A 14535-nucleotide genomic window follows, 5' to 3' on the forward strand; every position below is an offset into this window, starting at 1 on the left:
TCAGGCGGTCTTTATCGTTTCTTGATGTGTTATTCGTAGCGCAATGCCTCGGCCGGCTTGACCCGCGCGGCGCGCCAGCTCGGGTAGATGGTCGCCACCAGCGCCAGGCCAAAGGCGATCAGGCCGATCTGCGCCACGTCCAGCCAATGCACGTCGGACGGCACGGCGCTGATCTGGTAGATTTCCTTCGAGATGAAGTGCAGGCCGAAGATGCCTTCGATGAAGGGCACGATGACGCCCACGTTCAGCGCCAGCACGACGCCGCCGATCACGCCCAAAGCACTTCCCAGCAAGCCCACCAGCGCGCCCTGGATCATGAAGATCTTCATGATGGAGAATGGCGAGGCGCCCAGGGTGCGCAGAATGGCGATGTCGGCCTGCTTGTCGGTGACCGACATCACCAGGGTCGAGACGAGGTTGAACGCGGCCACGGCGATGATCATGCTGAGGATGATGAACATCATGTTCTTCTGGCTTTGCACCAGCGCATACCAGCTGGCGCTGGCGCGCGACCAGTCGCGCATCCACAGCTGGCCCGGCATCGAGGCTTTCAGTTCGCGCGCCACCTGCGGCGCCTGGTTCATGTCATGCAGACGCAGGCGCAGGCCGGACGGGCCATCGAGCTGCAGCAGCTGCTCGGCGTCCTGCATGTTGACGAAGGCCAGGCTGCCATCGAGTTCATTGTGACCGGCCTCGAAGATGCCGGCGACCTTGAGCGCGCGCATGCGCGGCATGACGATGCCATTGGCCGGGTCGCCCGCCCTCGGCTCGCGCTCCAGCATCAGCGTGACGTTCTGCCCCACTTTTACGTCGAGGGCCTTGGCCAGGTCGATGCCCAGCACGATGTTATAGGAACCTGGCGTGAGATCCTTGAAACTGCCCTGCTTCATCTGGGAGGCCACGCTTGAGACGGTGGCTTCCTGCTGCGGCAGCACGCCGCGCACGACGGACGGGCGCATGGTTTCGTCGTTGAGCAGCATGCCCTGGGTTTCCACGAACGGCGACACGGCCTTCACTTGCGGGTTGGCGTAGGCGGCGCGCTCCTGCGCCTGCCAGTTCGGCATGGAGCCGCTGGTATCGAACACCTCGACATGGGCCAGCACCGACATCAGGCGGTCCGTGACTTCCTTCTGGAAGCCGTTCATGACGGACAGGACGACGATCAGGGCGGCCACGCCCAGGCCGATGCCGGCCACGGAAATGAGGGAGATGAAGGAAATGAAGCTGTTGCGGCCACTGCGTTTCCCGGCGCGCGTATAGCGCACGCCGACCTGCCACTCGAAGGGAAATTGTTTGATGATGCTCATGCGCTCCCGCGACAACGATGATATGCGAGCGCGCAGTGTGCCACACAATGGGCATTTCATGCATCAAGTCTGCGTGAAACAGCGCACGCCGGCCCTATTTTTCCTCCTGCGCCAGGCCGAACACGGCCAGCAGCTGCCCCGCCAGCGCATATTGGCGCATCTGCGCCAGGGTCAGACGGTGCAGCTGGTCGATGCGCCGCTGCTGCACCGTGAAATAGCTGTCGCGCGTCTGGATGACCTGCTGCAGGTTGCGCCGTCCCGCCTCATACTGGATGGTGCCGCCGCGCACGACGAAGGCCAACTTCCTTTCCTGCTCGTCGAGCAGGGCCAGGGTGCGCTGCGCATTGGCGATGCGCGGCAGCATGCTGGCCAGGTCGGCGCGCGTGCCCTGCTCGGCGCGCGCCACGTCCGCATCGGCCGCCTGGGCGCGGCTGATGCTCTCGTCGCGCTGCGCCAGGCTGCCGCCGCCGAGCGGGAATTCCCAGCTCACGCCGACCGACCAGCCCCGCTGCTGGATGGTCGAGGGCGGCGGCGTGGTCTTGTTATTGAGCAGATGGCTGACGTTCAGGTCCACTTTCGGCGCCAGGGTGGCCGCCACGCCGCGCACGCGCAGCTGGGCCGCCGCCGCCCGCTCGCGCGCGGCGCGCAACTGCGCCTGCTGCGTATCGGCGTTTTCCAGGGCTTGCGCCGGCAGCGGCGCAAAGGCGAAATCGGCAAACTGCGCCACCGGCTCGAAGGCCAGCGCCTCGAGCTTGATGCGCGCCGCCTGCTGGTCCGTCAGCAAGCCGTCGTGCACCAGTTCCGCGTCCAGCTGCGAACTTTGCGCCAGTTCGCGGTCCACTTCCGATGATTTGCCCAGTTCCGCCTGGCGCGTCACCTGCCGCACCAGCTGCGTCACATCGCGCAGGCGTTCCTGCGATTGCATCAGGCTGCGTTCCAGGCGCTGCATGTCGAAATACGCTTCGGCCAGTTTTTCCGCGCTTTCCGCGCGTGCCCGCTCCACGTCGAAGGCGGCGCCCGCCATTTCGCGCTCGGCCGCATCGAGTTCGGCGCGGTCGGCGCCGCCGTTGTACACATTCCAGCGCACGCTCGCTTCCACCTGGTGCGTGCGCCGTTCCACGTCCAGCGCGCCATCGAGGTCATTGCTGCGCCCCCGCGTCGCCTGCAGCGCCGCAGTCGGGAACAGCCGCGAGCGGGCCTGCTTGTAGCGCGCTTCGGTGGTGGCCAGCGCCGCCTGCGCCGCGATCACCTGCGGGTCGCGCGGCACGGCGCGCGCCAGCAAGGCGGGCAAGCCGCGCGTGGACTGCGCCTGGAAAGTGGCCGGCGGTGCCGGCTGGGCCACCGCGTTTGCGCAGGCGAATGCCATGCAAAGTAAAAAAGCACGCATCAGCGCTCCTGCAGGGAAGACTGCAAGCCGCGCAGCACGGGCTTGAACACATATTGCAGCACCGAGCGGCGCCCCGTCAGGATGCCCACGTCGACGGGCATGCCAGGCGTAATCGGCAGCACCTTGCCGTGCGCCGTCAACTGGCTGCGGTCGGTACTCAGCTGCACCTCGAAATACGGCTCGTTGCGTTCATCGGGAATCGCATCGGCGCCCACGCGCACCACCTGCGCCTGCATGCGTCCATAGGTGGTGGCGTCATACGCCAGCACATTCGCCGAAGCGCGCTGCCCCACGTGGATAAAACCGATGTCCGACGGTTTCACGCGCACGGAAATCAGCATTTCCGAATCGGCGGGCACGATTTCCAGGATAGGTTTGCCCGGCTGCGCCACGCCGCCGACCGTCGCCACCAGCACGCGGTTGACGACGCCGTCGACGGGCGCCGTCACATCGCGCCGGCTCACCTGGTCCTGCTGACCTTTCACGGTGCTGGCCAGGGCTCCCGCCTTGGTTTCATATTCGCTGCGCTGGGCGCCCCACTGGCCGCGCATGCGCGCTTCCACTTCGCCGGCCTGCGCCTGCGCCTCGGCCAGGGTGGCCGCCAGGCGCGGCACGGAAGCGCGCAGGCTGTCGAGTTCCGTGCGCTGCTGCTGCACGCGCTGCTGCGCATTCAGGTAGTCGCCGCGCGAACCGGCGCCCTCCTTGAACAGGCGTTCCTCGATCGACAGGCTTTCCAGCGCGATCTTCAGGCCCGTATCAAGTTGCGCGATGCGGCTGTGCGCCTCGGCCAGCTCGCCGCGCCGCCGCGTCACGCCTTCGCGCGCGGCCGCCGTGGCCGACGCGAACTCGCGCTGGCCATCGCGCCACAACTGCGTTTCCTTGGCGATCAGCTCGGGCGCCTCTTTCTGCCATTCCGGCGCAAACCGGGGAGTACCACCGGACAGCAGCGCATCGAGGCGCGCCCTGCCCGCCAGCGCGGCCAGGCGATTCTGCACGCTGGCGCCCAGGTTGGCCTCGTACTGGGCCGTGTCCAGGCGCAGCAGCAAGTCGCCGCGGCGCACCCGCTGGCCCGGCTTCACCAGCATTTCGCGCACGATGCCCCCTTCCAGGCTTTGCACTTCCTGCAGGTGCGACGGCGGCGTGATGGCGCCGCGTCCATTCACGGACACGTCGAGCTGGGCGAAGGTGGCCCAGGCCAGCACCAGCACCAGCAATACGGCGATCAGCGCCAGCATGCGCATGACGATGCGCTGCGGTTCGCGTTCCGGGTCCGGGTGGGCCGCCGGCAGCGGACGGGCGTTCAGGGCGCTCATGCCGTGGCTCCCTGTTCCACCACAGGCTTGGCTGCCTGGCTATTGAGCACGCGCATGACCTCATCGCGCGGGCCGTCGGCCACGATGCGCCCCTTGTCGAAGACGATCAGGCGGTCCACCAGCGCCAGCATGGCCATGCGGTGCGTGACGAGCACGATGGTCGTATCCTTTAATGTACGCAGGCGGGCGATCAGGCGCTGCTCGGTGGCCGGGTCGAACATGCTGCTCGGCTCATCGAGCAGCAGCATGGGCGGTTTCACGAGCAAGGCGCGGGCCATGGCCACGGCTTGGCGCTGGCCGCCGGACAGGCGTTCGCCCCGTTCGCCCACTTCCGTCGCCACGCCGTTGGGCAGCTGGGTGATGATGTCATCGAGGCAGGCCAGGCGGATGGCATCGAGCAGGGCCGCATCGTCGGGCTGGCTGCGTCCCAGTTCGATGTTTTCGCGCAGGGTGCCGTGGAACAGGGTCACGTCCTGCGGCACGTAGCCGATCTGGCGGCGCAGGCTCAAAGGCTCCAGCTGGGTGCTGGACAGGTCGTCGAACAGTACGCTGCCGCTTTGCGGACCATACTGGTTCAGCAGCAAGCGCAGCAAGGTGCTCTTGCCGGAACCGAGCTTGCCGATCACGCCGACCCGTTCGCCGGGACGGATGTGCAGATTCAGTTTATCCAGCAGCGGCGGCGAATTCGGGTAGGCAAAGCCCACGTCGCGGAACTCGATGCGCCCCGACAGCGGGGGCGCCTGCAGGCTGGCCAAGTCATCATCGGTCGGCGCTTCCATGATCTTGTTCAGTGCGTGGTAGGACAGCTTGGTCTGTTCCCAGCGGATGATCAGGCCCGCGATCTGGCTCACGGGCGCCAGGGCGCGTCCCGTCAGCATGCTCACGGCGATGATCTGGCCCAGGGTCAGCAGGTGTTCTCCCATCAGCAAGGCGCCCGTGGCCACCACGGCCACGCCGGACAGGGCCAGCACGGCCGTGTTGATGTAGTTGACGCGACTGACGATTTCGCGCGTCTCGACGCTGTTGGCGGCGATGGCCACCGTCAGGCTTTCCCATTTGCGCCGGCTCCACGCTTCGGCGCCCAGCGCCTTGATGGTGTCGAGGCCATTCATGGTTTCAAACAGGTGTGCCGTGCGCTGCGCGCTTTCCTGCATCGAGGCGGCCACGTGGCGCGCCAGGGCCGCGCGCGAGGCAAAGGCCACCAGCAGCAGGATCGGAATGACGGCCAGCGGGACGAGCACCAGCCAGCCGCCGACAAAGGCGATGACCAGCAGGAACAGCAACAGGAACGGCAAGTCGCCCAGGGTCGTCAGGGTGGTCGAGGCAAAGAATTCGCGCACGGATTCGAAATCGCGCACGGTATTGGCCAACGTCCCCCCGGAGGCGGGACGGCTGGCCGCGCGCAGGCGCAGACACTGGGCGAAGATGTTCGACGAGAGCGCCACGTCCATGCGGCGCGACGCCGTTTCCACCAGTTCGCCGCGCAGCAGGCGCAGAGCCAGTTCGAAGCCCGTCAGCACCACCACGGCAATGGTCAGCACCCACAGGCTGGACGTGGCATTGTTCGGGATCACGCGGTCATACACGGCCATCGCATAGAATGGCACCAGCGCGCCGATGACGTTCAGCACCAGCGTGCCCAGCAGGGCCCAGCGAAATACCCAGCGGTTGCGGTTGAAGACATCCCAGAACCAGCGTCCCGCCACGGGCATGCTGTAGAGCAAGCTGCGCTGGTCGAAAAACATCACGGGCCGCACGGCCACCCAGCGCCCGGCGGGCACTTCCCGGGCCAGCGCGGCCGCATCGAGCCAGGAGGTGCCGGCGATGCCGGGCACGTGGCATTCATATTTACCATCGGCAATGCTCAGCACCACCAGCGCCTGCCCTTCCCCATTGAGCAGCAAGGCCGGCATTTCCGTCGGACGGCGCGGCTTGTCCATGGGTAGCGCGGTGCCGGCCAGGCTGGCATGGCTGAGCACCTGGTCGAGAAAATCGGCGGCGGCCGGGTCGCCATGCGCGGTCACGCTGGCGCGCAGACGCTCGGCTTGCACGCCGGTGCCAAGAAGGCAGGCCAGGAAGACGATGGCGTCGGCAAGCGTGTCAGCGCAGGCGGTGGATGGGGAAGCGTCGACGGCGGCGTGCGCGGCAGAAGGTGGCGTCATGATGAGCTCAAATCCGATCTCAGACAGTTGCAATGAACAGTGAGGAACTATTGTCAAGGTCGCGCAGTGGTGGTTTGCAGAAACATTGTGCCATAGTAATAACAGCTATTCAGAATGATGTTGTGAAAAAATAAAAACTGCGGTGCGTCTTGACGGACGCACCGCAGCAGAAACTACCAAGTCAATACCACTGCTGCCGATTTATACTGCGCCAGCCTTGCGACGGCGCGCCATGAAGCCCAGCAGGCCCAGGCCCGCGACCAGCATGGCCCAGGTTTGCGCTTCCGGCACCGGCGACACGCTGAGCAAGGTTTGCGAAGCCGGGTTGACGCTCGTCAAGCTCGTGTAGCTGTACAGGTTCTGGATGGCGCCATTGCCCGTGGCCACGCCCAGCATGGCGTTGGCCTGGCTGACGACGGCATTGCTCAGGTTTTTGAAGCGCAGGTCGCCCGTCAGCAGGTTCGTGTTGTCGTTATTCAATTCCCACAGGGCCAGCTGGAAGGCGGCGGCGCTGTTGGCGCTGGTCGACACATTCGCGATGGACGAGGCGTAATACCCTTCATACAGGCGCTTGACGGAATCGCTGGCGGCAAAGGCGCCGCTGCTGTAGCTGTTCGAACTATTGCTCAGTGCGACATGGGGATCGAGGCAAAACGCCAGGAAAGTGTTGCTGTCGTATTTGACTTCCCACAAGGTCGGCGAGATGGCGTTGCCCGAGCCGAAGGCGCCGCCGGCAGCCGTAAACAGGCTGACGCTGTGCGAATCGACGACTTGCAGGTTGGAGGCAGCCAGGGCGCTGCCGCTGGCGAGGGCGAACGTGGCTGCGGCGATGGCGCCGCGAACGAGCAGGTGCATGGATTGTTTCATGGTGGTTTCCCTATTTCTGTTATGTAAGATGTAAGTGTGGAAAGCGCCGGCGCCCCGTGACGGGTGCGCCGGTACGGCATTGCCGGGCAGGATTACGGCCCGGCAAGGGACATCAGGCAGCCATTTCCTGGGGCTGGGCATTCGCATGGGCCATGGCGCGGCGCAAGGCTTCGGCCATCTCGCACTGGGCCTGGGCTTCGGCGGCCGGAGCCGCCGGGGCGGCAGCGACCGTGTTGACCGTGCCGTCCTGGCCCAGCACCACGTCGAGCGTGCTGTCGTCGCGCAGCAGGTCGGCCATGCTCGGCAAGGTGATGCCGGCCTTGGCCGCATCCTTGGCATCGACGTTGAAATACACGTCCGTCATGTCGACCGTCTTGCCGTCGGCCAGGGTGGCGCTGCTGCGCTCGAGGTGCAGATTACTGTTGGCGTCGAGGAACGGCAGTTCCGTGTAGCTCACCGTCAGGCTGGCCACGCCGGCGTCGTGCAGCGACATCAGCTCGCCATCGTCCGTCACGCCATTGCTGTTGGCGTCGCGCCAGATGCGCAATTCGGCAAACTTGTCATCGTGCGCATCGACCACGCCGTCGCCGTTCGAGTCATAGCTGGACAGCTTGGCAAAGCCCGTGCCCTTCTCGTTGCCGCCGAACAGTTCCGAGATATTGTCGATCTTGCCATTGCCATTGCTGTCGATGGCCAGCAAGCCGTCCTGGGCCGAGACCCAGCCCGTCTGGATGGCACTGCCCGTGCCCAGCAAGTCGAAGCTGCCGTGGAAGTCGGCGCGGGCGATCGTGTGCACGCCGTCACCGTTGAGGTCGATCACGATGGGCGTGATGGCCGCATCCCAGCTCATGTCGTTCTGGCCCGAGGCCAGTTTCAGGATGTCCGTGTAGACCACGTTGGCCAGGGTGCCGTTGCTGTTGACGTCCGAATCGATGTTGTCGTTCGTGCCCACGTTCTTTGCGCCCCAGCGCCACGTATCCATGGCGTAGCCGGCGTGATACACGCCCGACTTGTCGAACTTGAGCGAATAGCTGCCCGGATCGAGGTTGCTGAACAGATAGTTGCCGCTGGCATTCGTGTAGGTGGTAGCCAGCAAAGCGCCGCTGCCGGAGTACAGCTGCACCTTGATGTTGGCGATGCCCGCCTCGTTGTAGTCCTGCACGCCATCATGGTCGGCGTCGCGCCATACCTTGTCGCCCAGGCTGGCCTTGCGGTAGATGCCCGCATCCCAGCTCATGTCGTTCTGGCCGGCGGCCAGGTTGATCAGGCCGGAACGCCCCGTGCTCGTATCGACGTCGGAATCGGCCGTGTCGCTGCCCACATTGGCCTTGGTGTAATAGAAACCCGATGGACGGACGACTTCCACCTTGTAGCCGCCGGCGACCAGCTTGTCGAACAGATAATTGCCACTGGCATTCGTCGTTGTCGTGGCGATGATCTGGTTACTGGCATTGAGCAGGTTGACCTTCACGCCCGCCACGCCCAGTTCGCCCGCATCCTGCACGCCGTTGTAGTTATTGTCTTCCCACACGCGGTCGCCGATGCTGCCGGTGACAGGCGCGCATTTGACCAGGCCGGCATCCCATTCCAGCTGGACATCGCCCGATTTCAGCGCGATCCAGGTAGTCGTGAGGCCGGTGGCCGGATTGACATCCGAATCGGTGGCGTAGCCGCCCACATCCGCCTTGGTGAAGGTATAGCCGGCCGGTGGCACGAAGCCCAGATAGTAATTGCCGGGGACCAGGTTGCTGAACAGGTAGTTGCCGCTGGCATCCGTGGTGGCGCTGGCCACCACGGCGCCTTGCGCGTTGTACAGGTTGACTTTCACGCCGCCGACACCCGCTTCGCCCGCATCCTGCGTGCCGTTGCCGTTGGCGTCAAACCACACGCGGTCGCCAATGGCAGCCGTTTTGTACAAGCCCGCATCCAGGTCCTTGTAGTTCTGGCCGGCGGCAACCGTCACCAGGCCGCTCTGGCCTGCGGCATTGATGTCGCTGTCGAGCGCATCATTGCCGCCCGCATCCTTGACCGTGGTCAAATAACCTGGCGGCGCGACGACGGCGATCGAATACGTACCCGGATCGACATTGAAGTTGTAATAGCCGGTGGCGTCCGTCAAGGTCGAGCCGATCACGCTGCCGGCCGCGTTTTTCAGCTGCACCGTGACGCCGCCGATGCCGGCTTCGCCCGCATCCTGCACGCCGTTCAAGTTGGCATCATGCCAGACGCGATCGCCCAGGGAGGCCGGCAGCGCAACGATGCCCGCATCCAGGCTATGGTTGCTGTCACCGGAAGCAAGCAGCACTTGCGCCGTCTTGCCATCGATGGCGCTGGCATCGGAATCGCGCTGGTCGTCGCCGCCCTGGTCCTGGCCCGTAAAAGCGTAGCCGGCTGGCAAGGTGGTTTTATCGAACTGCACGCTGTAGGCGCCCGGCTTCAGATTCGTGAACAAATAGTTGCCATTCGCATCCGTCACCAGCGGGCTGCCGACGGCGTTGCCCGACGCATCGAGCAAGGTTACTTTCACACCTGCGGCGCCCGCTTCACCCGCATCCTGCACGCCATTCTTGTTGGTATCGAACCAGACCCGGTCGCCCAACTCGGCCGCGCGGTACAGGCCCGCATCGAGGGTCAGGTTGGTCTCGCCCGGCGCCAGGGTGACGGGCGCCATCTTGCCGCTGGCATCGATATTGCTGTCCTTGCCCGTATCGCCGCCCTGGTTCGCTGCCGTCGGCACATAGCCGGCGGGCGCCACCACGGTCACCGAATAGGTGCCCGGATTGACGTCGAAGTGGTAGCCGCCGGTCGCGTCCGTCGTGGTGGAGGCCACCACATTGCCGGCCGTATCCTTGAGTTGCACGACTACATTGGCGATGCCCGCCTCGCCCGCATCCTGCACGCCGTTGGCATTCTTGTCTTCCCACACGAAATCGCCCAGGTGCGCCATCGGCACCTTGAAGGTCAGGTAATGGGGCGCCAGGCTCAGGTCTTGCGCATTGCAGCCTTCCGTGCCGCCATCATCGCGCACCTTGAAACCGAGGTCGAAGTCGCCGGCGACGGTCTGGCTCGGCACGAAGACCAGGTGGCCCGCGCGGATATCGTCGATGGAAATTTCCGTGCCCACCGCGACGGCCACGCCATTCAGCAAGACCTGGCCCGCCGTGGTGGTATTGGTGATGACGACGGACTTGAAACCGTTGTTCTCGACATCGTCGTGGAAGCCGAAATCGCTTTCGCTCAGCACGACGCTGGCGCCGTCGACCAGGGTGAAGGTCTTGTCGGCCGCATCGGGCGCGTCATTGACGGGATCGATGATGACTTGCAGGCTCAGCTGGACGATGTCGCCATTGCCCTTGTCGATCGTTACCTGGATGGTCGAGAAGTTGCCGTTGTAGTTGGCGGCCCAGTCGCCGGGGCGCACGTACACGGTGTCCGCGTCGAGCATGCCGAACAGCGGCGTGTTCTCCGTCGATTCCGTATCGTCCGGCAACAAAACCGTAAAATTCTTGATATTCAGTTCGCCTTGCACCGAGTAGCCGGCCTGGATCAGCAGGTCGCGGATATCGAAATTCTTGTTGATGTCTTCGCAGACGTGGACCGTGGTCGACAGGTTGTACGTAGTCATGCGGCCTCCTGACGGCATGCCACGGCGGCGGCAGGAGCGGAAATACGAGGGGCCAGGGCGCGATCAGCCTGGCCGCGCAAAGCGGCGAATGTATACATAGGTGGGCTTCCAAGAAAGGACTTGTTTAAAAAATGAAGCCGGCAGATCTTGTATACAGTTTCGAGGGACACAGGAGCCAGACGACGCAACCACGCAGCAGGGGGGTGATTGTATTTCTGATATTTAAGTTGTCGCAATTATATCCAATATATTTTCAAAAGCAAATTGATTTCTACCAGTATCAATAAAATTTTTATAATTTTTTTGCATTCCCAGCACCGCCGGTGTTGCCATCGCGGGCCTGAAAATACATGCGCCTTTTCGGCCCACGCCACAATCGCCTACAATCTCGGGATGAATCAACTTATCCTCGTCCTGCCCTTCGCCTTGCCCAATGCCGAACTGGCTGCCGACCTGCTCAAGGTACTGCAGGCACCCGCCCTGGCGGCCCTGCTGTCGCGCACCTCTACTTGCAATTTGGAAACCTTTGACAACGCCAACCGCCTGCTGCCGCATGAAGCGTGGCTGGCGCACGCCTTGGGCCTGGCGTCCGCGCCCAACGGCGAAGCAGCGCAGGCGGCCTTTGCCGCCCAGGCCATGCGCGGCTATGGTCTGACGCCGGAACCTGGCGCGCGTTACTTCCTGCTGCATCCGGCCCACCTGGCCATCGCCCGCAGCCATATCAGCCTGGAAGACTTGCGCCAGCTCAAGCTGAGCGAGGCCGATGGCCGCACGCTGTTCGACACGGCGCGTCCGTATTTCGACGAGATCGGCCAGCCCCTGTCATATGGCGACGCGGGCACCTGGTTCATGCGCGCCGATGGCTGGAGCGACTTGCAGTGCGCCACGCCGGATGCCGCCACCACGCAAGACCTGTCCGTGTGGATGCCGGAAGGCGAGCATGCGCGCGCCGCGCGCCGCCTGCAGAACGAAGTGCAGATGCTGTGGCATGAACATCCCGTCAATGCGGCGCGCGAAGAACGGGGCTTGAAAGCCATCAACTCGTTCTGGATCTGGGGCGGGAGCCTGGCCACGGCCGCATCTGCAACTGCATCGGCGCGCTGCGCGGCCAGCCTGCATACGAAGGACGCGCCCGGCTGGCTGGCTGCGCTGGCGGAACCGGCGCAGCGCGATGCCAGTCCAAGCAGTGTATTGGCAAGCAAACAGGACGCGATCGTCGTGCTCGGCGGCCTGATCGAAGCGGCGCAGGCCCAGGAATGGGGCATGTGGCTGCAGCAGTTGCAAGCGCTGGAAGCCGACTGGTTTGCGCCCCTGCTGGCCGCCCTGAAAGATGGCCGCCTGGACCAGCTGCGCCTGGTGCTGAGCCACCGCGACGCCTGGCTAGCCAGCAACACCAGCAAGCATGCGCAGCGCAAATTCTGGCGCGCGATTACCCTGAGCAAGTTGAAAGCATCATGACCCGTACCCGCATCGCCACCCGCCCCTGCCCTTACCGCGAATCCGAACTGCTGCGCCAGGGCGGCATCCATCCCGTGCTGGCCCGCCTGTACGCGTCGCGCGGCCTGTCCGACGCGGCAGAACTGTCGAGCGAACTGGCGGCCCTGATTCCGCCGTCCGGCTTGCTGCACATCGGCGCGGCCGGCGTCTTCCTGGCCGACGCGATTGCTGCCAAGAAACGCATGGTCATCGTCGCCGACTATGACTGCGACGGCGCCACCGCCTGCGCCGTGGCCATCCGCGGCTTGCGCGCCATGGGCGCCGACGTCGATTTCATCGTGCCCAACCGTTTTGAGTACGGCTATGGCCTGACGCCGGAAATCGTCGAGCTCACTGCCCGCGAAAAGTCGCCCGACATCATCATCACCGTCGACAACGGCATCGCCAGCATCGACGGCGTGGCCGAGGCAAACCGGCGCGGCATCCAGGTGGTTGTCACCGACCACCATTTGCCAGCCGACACCCTGCCCGACGCGGCCGTCATCGTCAACCCGAACCAGCCCGCCTGCGGTTTCCCCAGCAAACATCTGGCCGGCGTGGGCGTCGTGTTCTACGTGCTGCTGGCCCTGCGCGCGGAGCTGCGCCGGCGCGGCATCTTTGATGCGCAAACGCAACCCAAGCTCGATAACCTGCTCGACCTGGTGGCCCTGGGCACGGTGGCCGATGTCGTGCGCCTCGATACGAACAACCGCATCCTCGTCGCGCAAGGCTTGAAACGCATGCGCAAAGGCAATATGCACGCAGGCGTGGCGGCGCTCTTTCGCGTGGCGGGCCGCGAAGCGCGCAGCGCCACGCCCTTCGACCTGGGATTTGCGCTGGGACCGCGCCTGAATGCGGCCGGGCGCCTGCAAGACATGTCACTGGGTATCGAATGCCTGATCACGGACGACGAAGGCCGCGCCTGGGCGCTGGCGCAGCAGTTGAACGAGATTAACCTGAAGCGCCGCGAAATCGAGGCGGAAATGCAGGATACGGCCCTGCTGCACCTCGATGATTTCGAACCGGCCAACAGCAGCACCATCAGCGTGTTCGATGAATCCTGGCACCAGGGCGTGATCGGCATCGTCGCCTCGCGCCTGAAGGAAAAGTTTTATCGCCCGACCATCACGTTTGCGCCCGGCGCGGACGGCTGGATCAAGGGTTCGGGCCGCTCGATTCCCGGCTTCCACTTGCGCGACGCGCTCGACCTCGTGTCGAAACGGGCACCCAGCCTGATCGACAAGTTCGGCGGCCACGCCATGGCGGCGGGCTTGACCATCCGCGCCGACGCCTTCGACGCATTTTCCCAGGCCTTCGAAGCCGTGGGGCAAGCCTGGCTCAGCCAGCAACAACTGGAAAGAGTGGTGGAAACGGACGGTCCGCTGGAAGACGCCTACTACACGACAGCCTTCATCGAGCTGATGGATGGCCAGGTGTGGGGCCAGGGCTTCGCCCCGCCCGTCTTCTGCGATGAATTCCGCGTCGTCAGCCAGCGCATCTTAAAAGAGCGCCATTTGAAACTGCTGCTGGAAAAGAACGGCGTGCGCTTCGATGCCATCTGGTTCGGGCATACGGACGCACTGGGCGAACGCACGCGGGTCGCGTTCAGGCTCGATGCGAATGAATACAATGGCACGACCAAAGTACAACTTATGGTGGAGCACGCCGAGCCTGTGTAGTGACACCTGACACAACCTGCTGCGCGTCGGCATAGGTCGCCTGCGATGCTCACCGTACTGGAAGTACGGTTGCGCTTCTCGACCACCTCTTCCTTCCGCTCGCTACGGTTGTGTCAGGTGTTGCGACGTTTGTGGCCTTATTGCTGTATCTCAAACTTCTGTGGAACAAAGTGATATCAAATCACGGCGATAACCGACACATGCCTTCCCCATCGGAAAGCTATACAGTCCCATGTTGACCGGCCTGAACCACCTCACCCTGTCCGTGCGCGACCTGGCGCGCAGCGTGGCCTTTTACCGCGACACCTTGGGTCTGCGCCTGCATGCGCGCTGGGACAGGGGCGCGTATCTGTCGGCCGGGGATTTGTGGCTGTGCCTGTCGCTGGATGGACAGGATACGGCCGCGCTGGCCAGCCCGGCCTATACGCACTACGCGTTTTCCATCGAGCCCACCGACTTCGCTCCGTTTGCCGCCCGCCTGCGCGCCGCCGGCGTGCCCGAATGGCAGCAAAACCGCAGCGCCGGCGATTCCCTGTATTTTCTCGACCCGGACGGCCACCGGCTGGAAGCCCATGCTGGCAGCCTTGCGCAGCGGCTGGCGGCCTGCCGCGCAGCGCCGTATCAGGGCATGGTGTTCGAGGATTGAGACCGGCAAGATCGCACATTCAGTAAATTCGTTAAATTCGTTATAAAACAAAAAATGCAAGCGCCGTTGCTGT

General features: G+C 64.3%; 10 protein-coding genes. 3 read left to right on the top strand and 7 right to left on the bottom strand.

The window, feature by feature from the left end:
• Nucleotides 1-29: 29 nt before the first annotated feature.
• The 7 genes from U0004_RS18040 to U0004_RS18070 form a co-directional block, all read right to left on the bottom strand.
• Entirely contained in the window at nt 30-1307 is a 1278-nt protein-coding gene (locus U0004_RS18040; RefSeq protein ID WP_034788543.1) for a lipoprotein-releasing ABC transporter permease subunit, read from the bottom strand.
• Nucleotides 1308-1401: 94 nt separating this feature from the next.
• Nucleotides 1402-2694, bottom strand: a complete 1293-nt coding sequence (locus tag U0004_RS18045) for a TolC family protein (protein ID WP_230521295.1) — start codon at nt 2692-2694, stop codon at nt 1402-1404.
• Nucleotides 2694-4007 carry an HlyD family type I secretion periplasmic adaptor subunit gene (locus tag U0004_RS18050; RefSeq protein WP_034788545.1) on the bottom strand — a complete coding sequence of 438 codons (1314 nt, stop codon included), beginning with the start codon at nt 4005-4007 and terminating at the stop codon, nt 2694-2696. The genes U0004_RS18045 and U0004_RS18050 overlap by 1 nt, the downstream gene beginning before the upstream one ends.
• Complete coding sequence (locus U0004_RS18055; RefSeq protein WP_231958116.1) at nt 4004-6169, bottom strand: type I secretion system permease/ATPase; 2166 nt, start codon at nt 6167-6169, stop codon at nt 4004-4006. Before U0004_RS18055 ends, U0004_RS18050 begins: the two co-directional genes overlap by 4 nt.
• Nucleotides 6170-6370: 201 nt before the next feature.
• Entirely contained in the window at nt 6371-7036 is a 666-nt protein-coding gene (locus tag U0004_RS18060) for a PEP-CTERM sorting domain-containing protein (RefSeq protein WP_070254198.1), read from the bottom strand.
• A 112-nt stretch (nt 7037-7148) separates the two neighbouring features.
• Nucleotides 7149-10661, bottom strand: a complete 3513-nt coding sequence (locus U0004_RS18065; RefSeq protein ID WP_070254197.1) for an SdrD B-like domain-containing protein — start codon at nt 10659-10661, stop codon at nt 7149-7151.
• A 222-nt stretch (nt 10662-10883) separates the two neighbouring features.
• The gene (locus U0004_RS18070) at nt 10884-11063 is read right to left on the bottom strand and encodes a hypothetical protein (protein WP_139144077.1); all 180 of its coding nucleotides are present in this window, start codon (nt 11061-11063) and stop codon (nt 10884-10886) included.
• Here U0004_RS18070 and U0004_RS18075 point away from each other — a divergent pair.
• The 3 genes from U0004_RS18075 (at nt 11055) to fos (ending at nt 14462) form a co-directional block, all read left to right on the top strand.
• Nucleotides 11055-12119 (top strand): hypothetical protein, encoded by a 1065-nt coding sequence (locus U0004_RS18075; RefSeq protein WP_070254196.1) that lies wholly within the window; start codon nt 11055-11057, stop codon nt 12117-12119. The two genes, U0004_RS18070 and U0004_RS18075, sit on opposite strands and share 9 nt — an antisense overlap.
• Nucleotides 12116-13816 (top strand): single-stranded-DNA-specific exonuclease RecJ, encoded by a 1701-nt coding sequence (gene recJ, locus U0004_RS18080; RefSeq protein WP_070254195.1) that lies wholly within the window; start codon nt 12116-12118, stop codon nt 13814-13816. Before U0004_RS18075 ends, recJ begins: the two co-directional genes overlap by 4 nt.
• A 232-nt stretch (nt 13817-14048) precedes the next feature.
• The gene (gene fos, locus U0004_RS18085; protein ID WP_070254194.1) at nt 14049-14462 is read left to right on the top strand and encodes a fosfomycin resistance glutathione transferase; all 414 of its coding nucleotides are present in this window, start codon (nt 14049-14051) and stop codon (nt 14460-14462) included.
• Nucleotides 14463-14535: the final 73 nt, after the last annotated feature.

The organism is Janthinobacterium lividum (assembly GCF_034424625.1).
Lineage (GTDB): Bacteria > Pseudomonadota > Gammaproteobacteria > Burkholderiales > Burkholderiaceae_D > Janthinobacterium > Janthinobacterium lividum.

Coding starts and splice junctions, on each gene's coding strand:
- U0004_RS18075 (WP_070254196.1), top strand. CDS start 11,055: ATGAATCAACTTATCCTCGTCCTGCCCTTCGCCTTGCCCAATGCCGAA.
- U0004_RS18060 (WP_070254198.1), bottom strand. CDS start 7,036: ATGAAACAATCCATGCACCTGCTCGTTCGCGGCGCCATCGCCGCAGCC.
- U0004_RS18065 (WP_070254197.1), bottom strand. CDS start 10,661: ATGACTACGTACAACCTGTCGACCACGGTCCACGTCTGCGAAGACATC.
- U0004_RS18055 (WP_231958116.1), bottom strand. CDS start 6,169: ATGACGCCACCTTCTGCCGCGCACGCCGCCGTCGACGCTTCCCCATCC.
- U0004_RS18050 (WP_034788545.1), bottom strand. CDS start 4,007: ATGAGCGCCCTGAACGCCCGTCCGCTGCCGGCGGCCCACCCGGACCCG.
- fos (WP_070254194.1), top strand. CDS start 14,049: ATGTTGACCGGCCTGAACCACCTCACCCTGTCCGTGCGCGACCTGGCG.
- U0004_RS18040 (WP_034788543.1), bottom strand. CDS start 1,307: ATGAGCATCATCAAACAATTTCCCTTCGAGTGGCAGGTCGGCGTGCGC.
- recJ (WP_070254195.1), top strand. CDS start 12,116: ATGACCCGTACCCGCATCGCCACCCGCCCCTGCCCTTACCGCGAATCC.
- U0004_RS18045 (WP_230521295.1), bottom strand. CDS start 2,694: ATGCGTGCTTTTTTACTTTGCATGGCATTCGCCTGCGCAAACGCGGTG.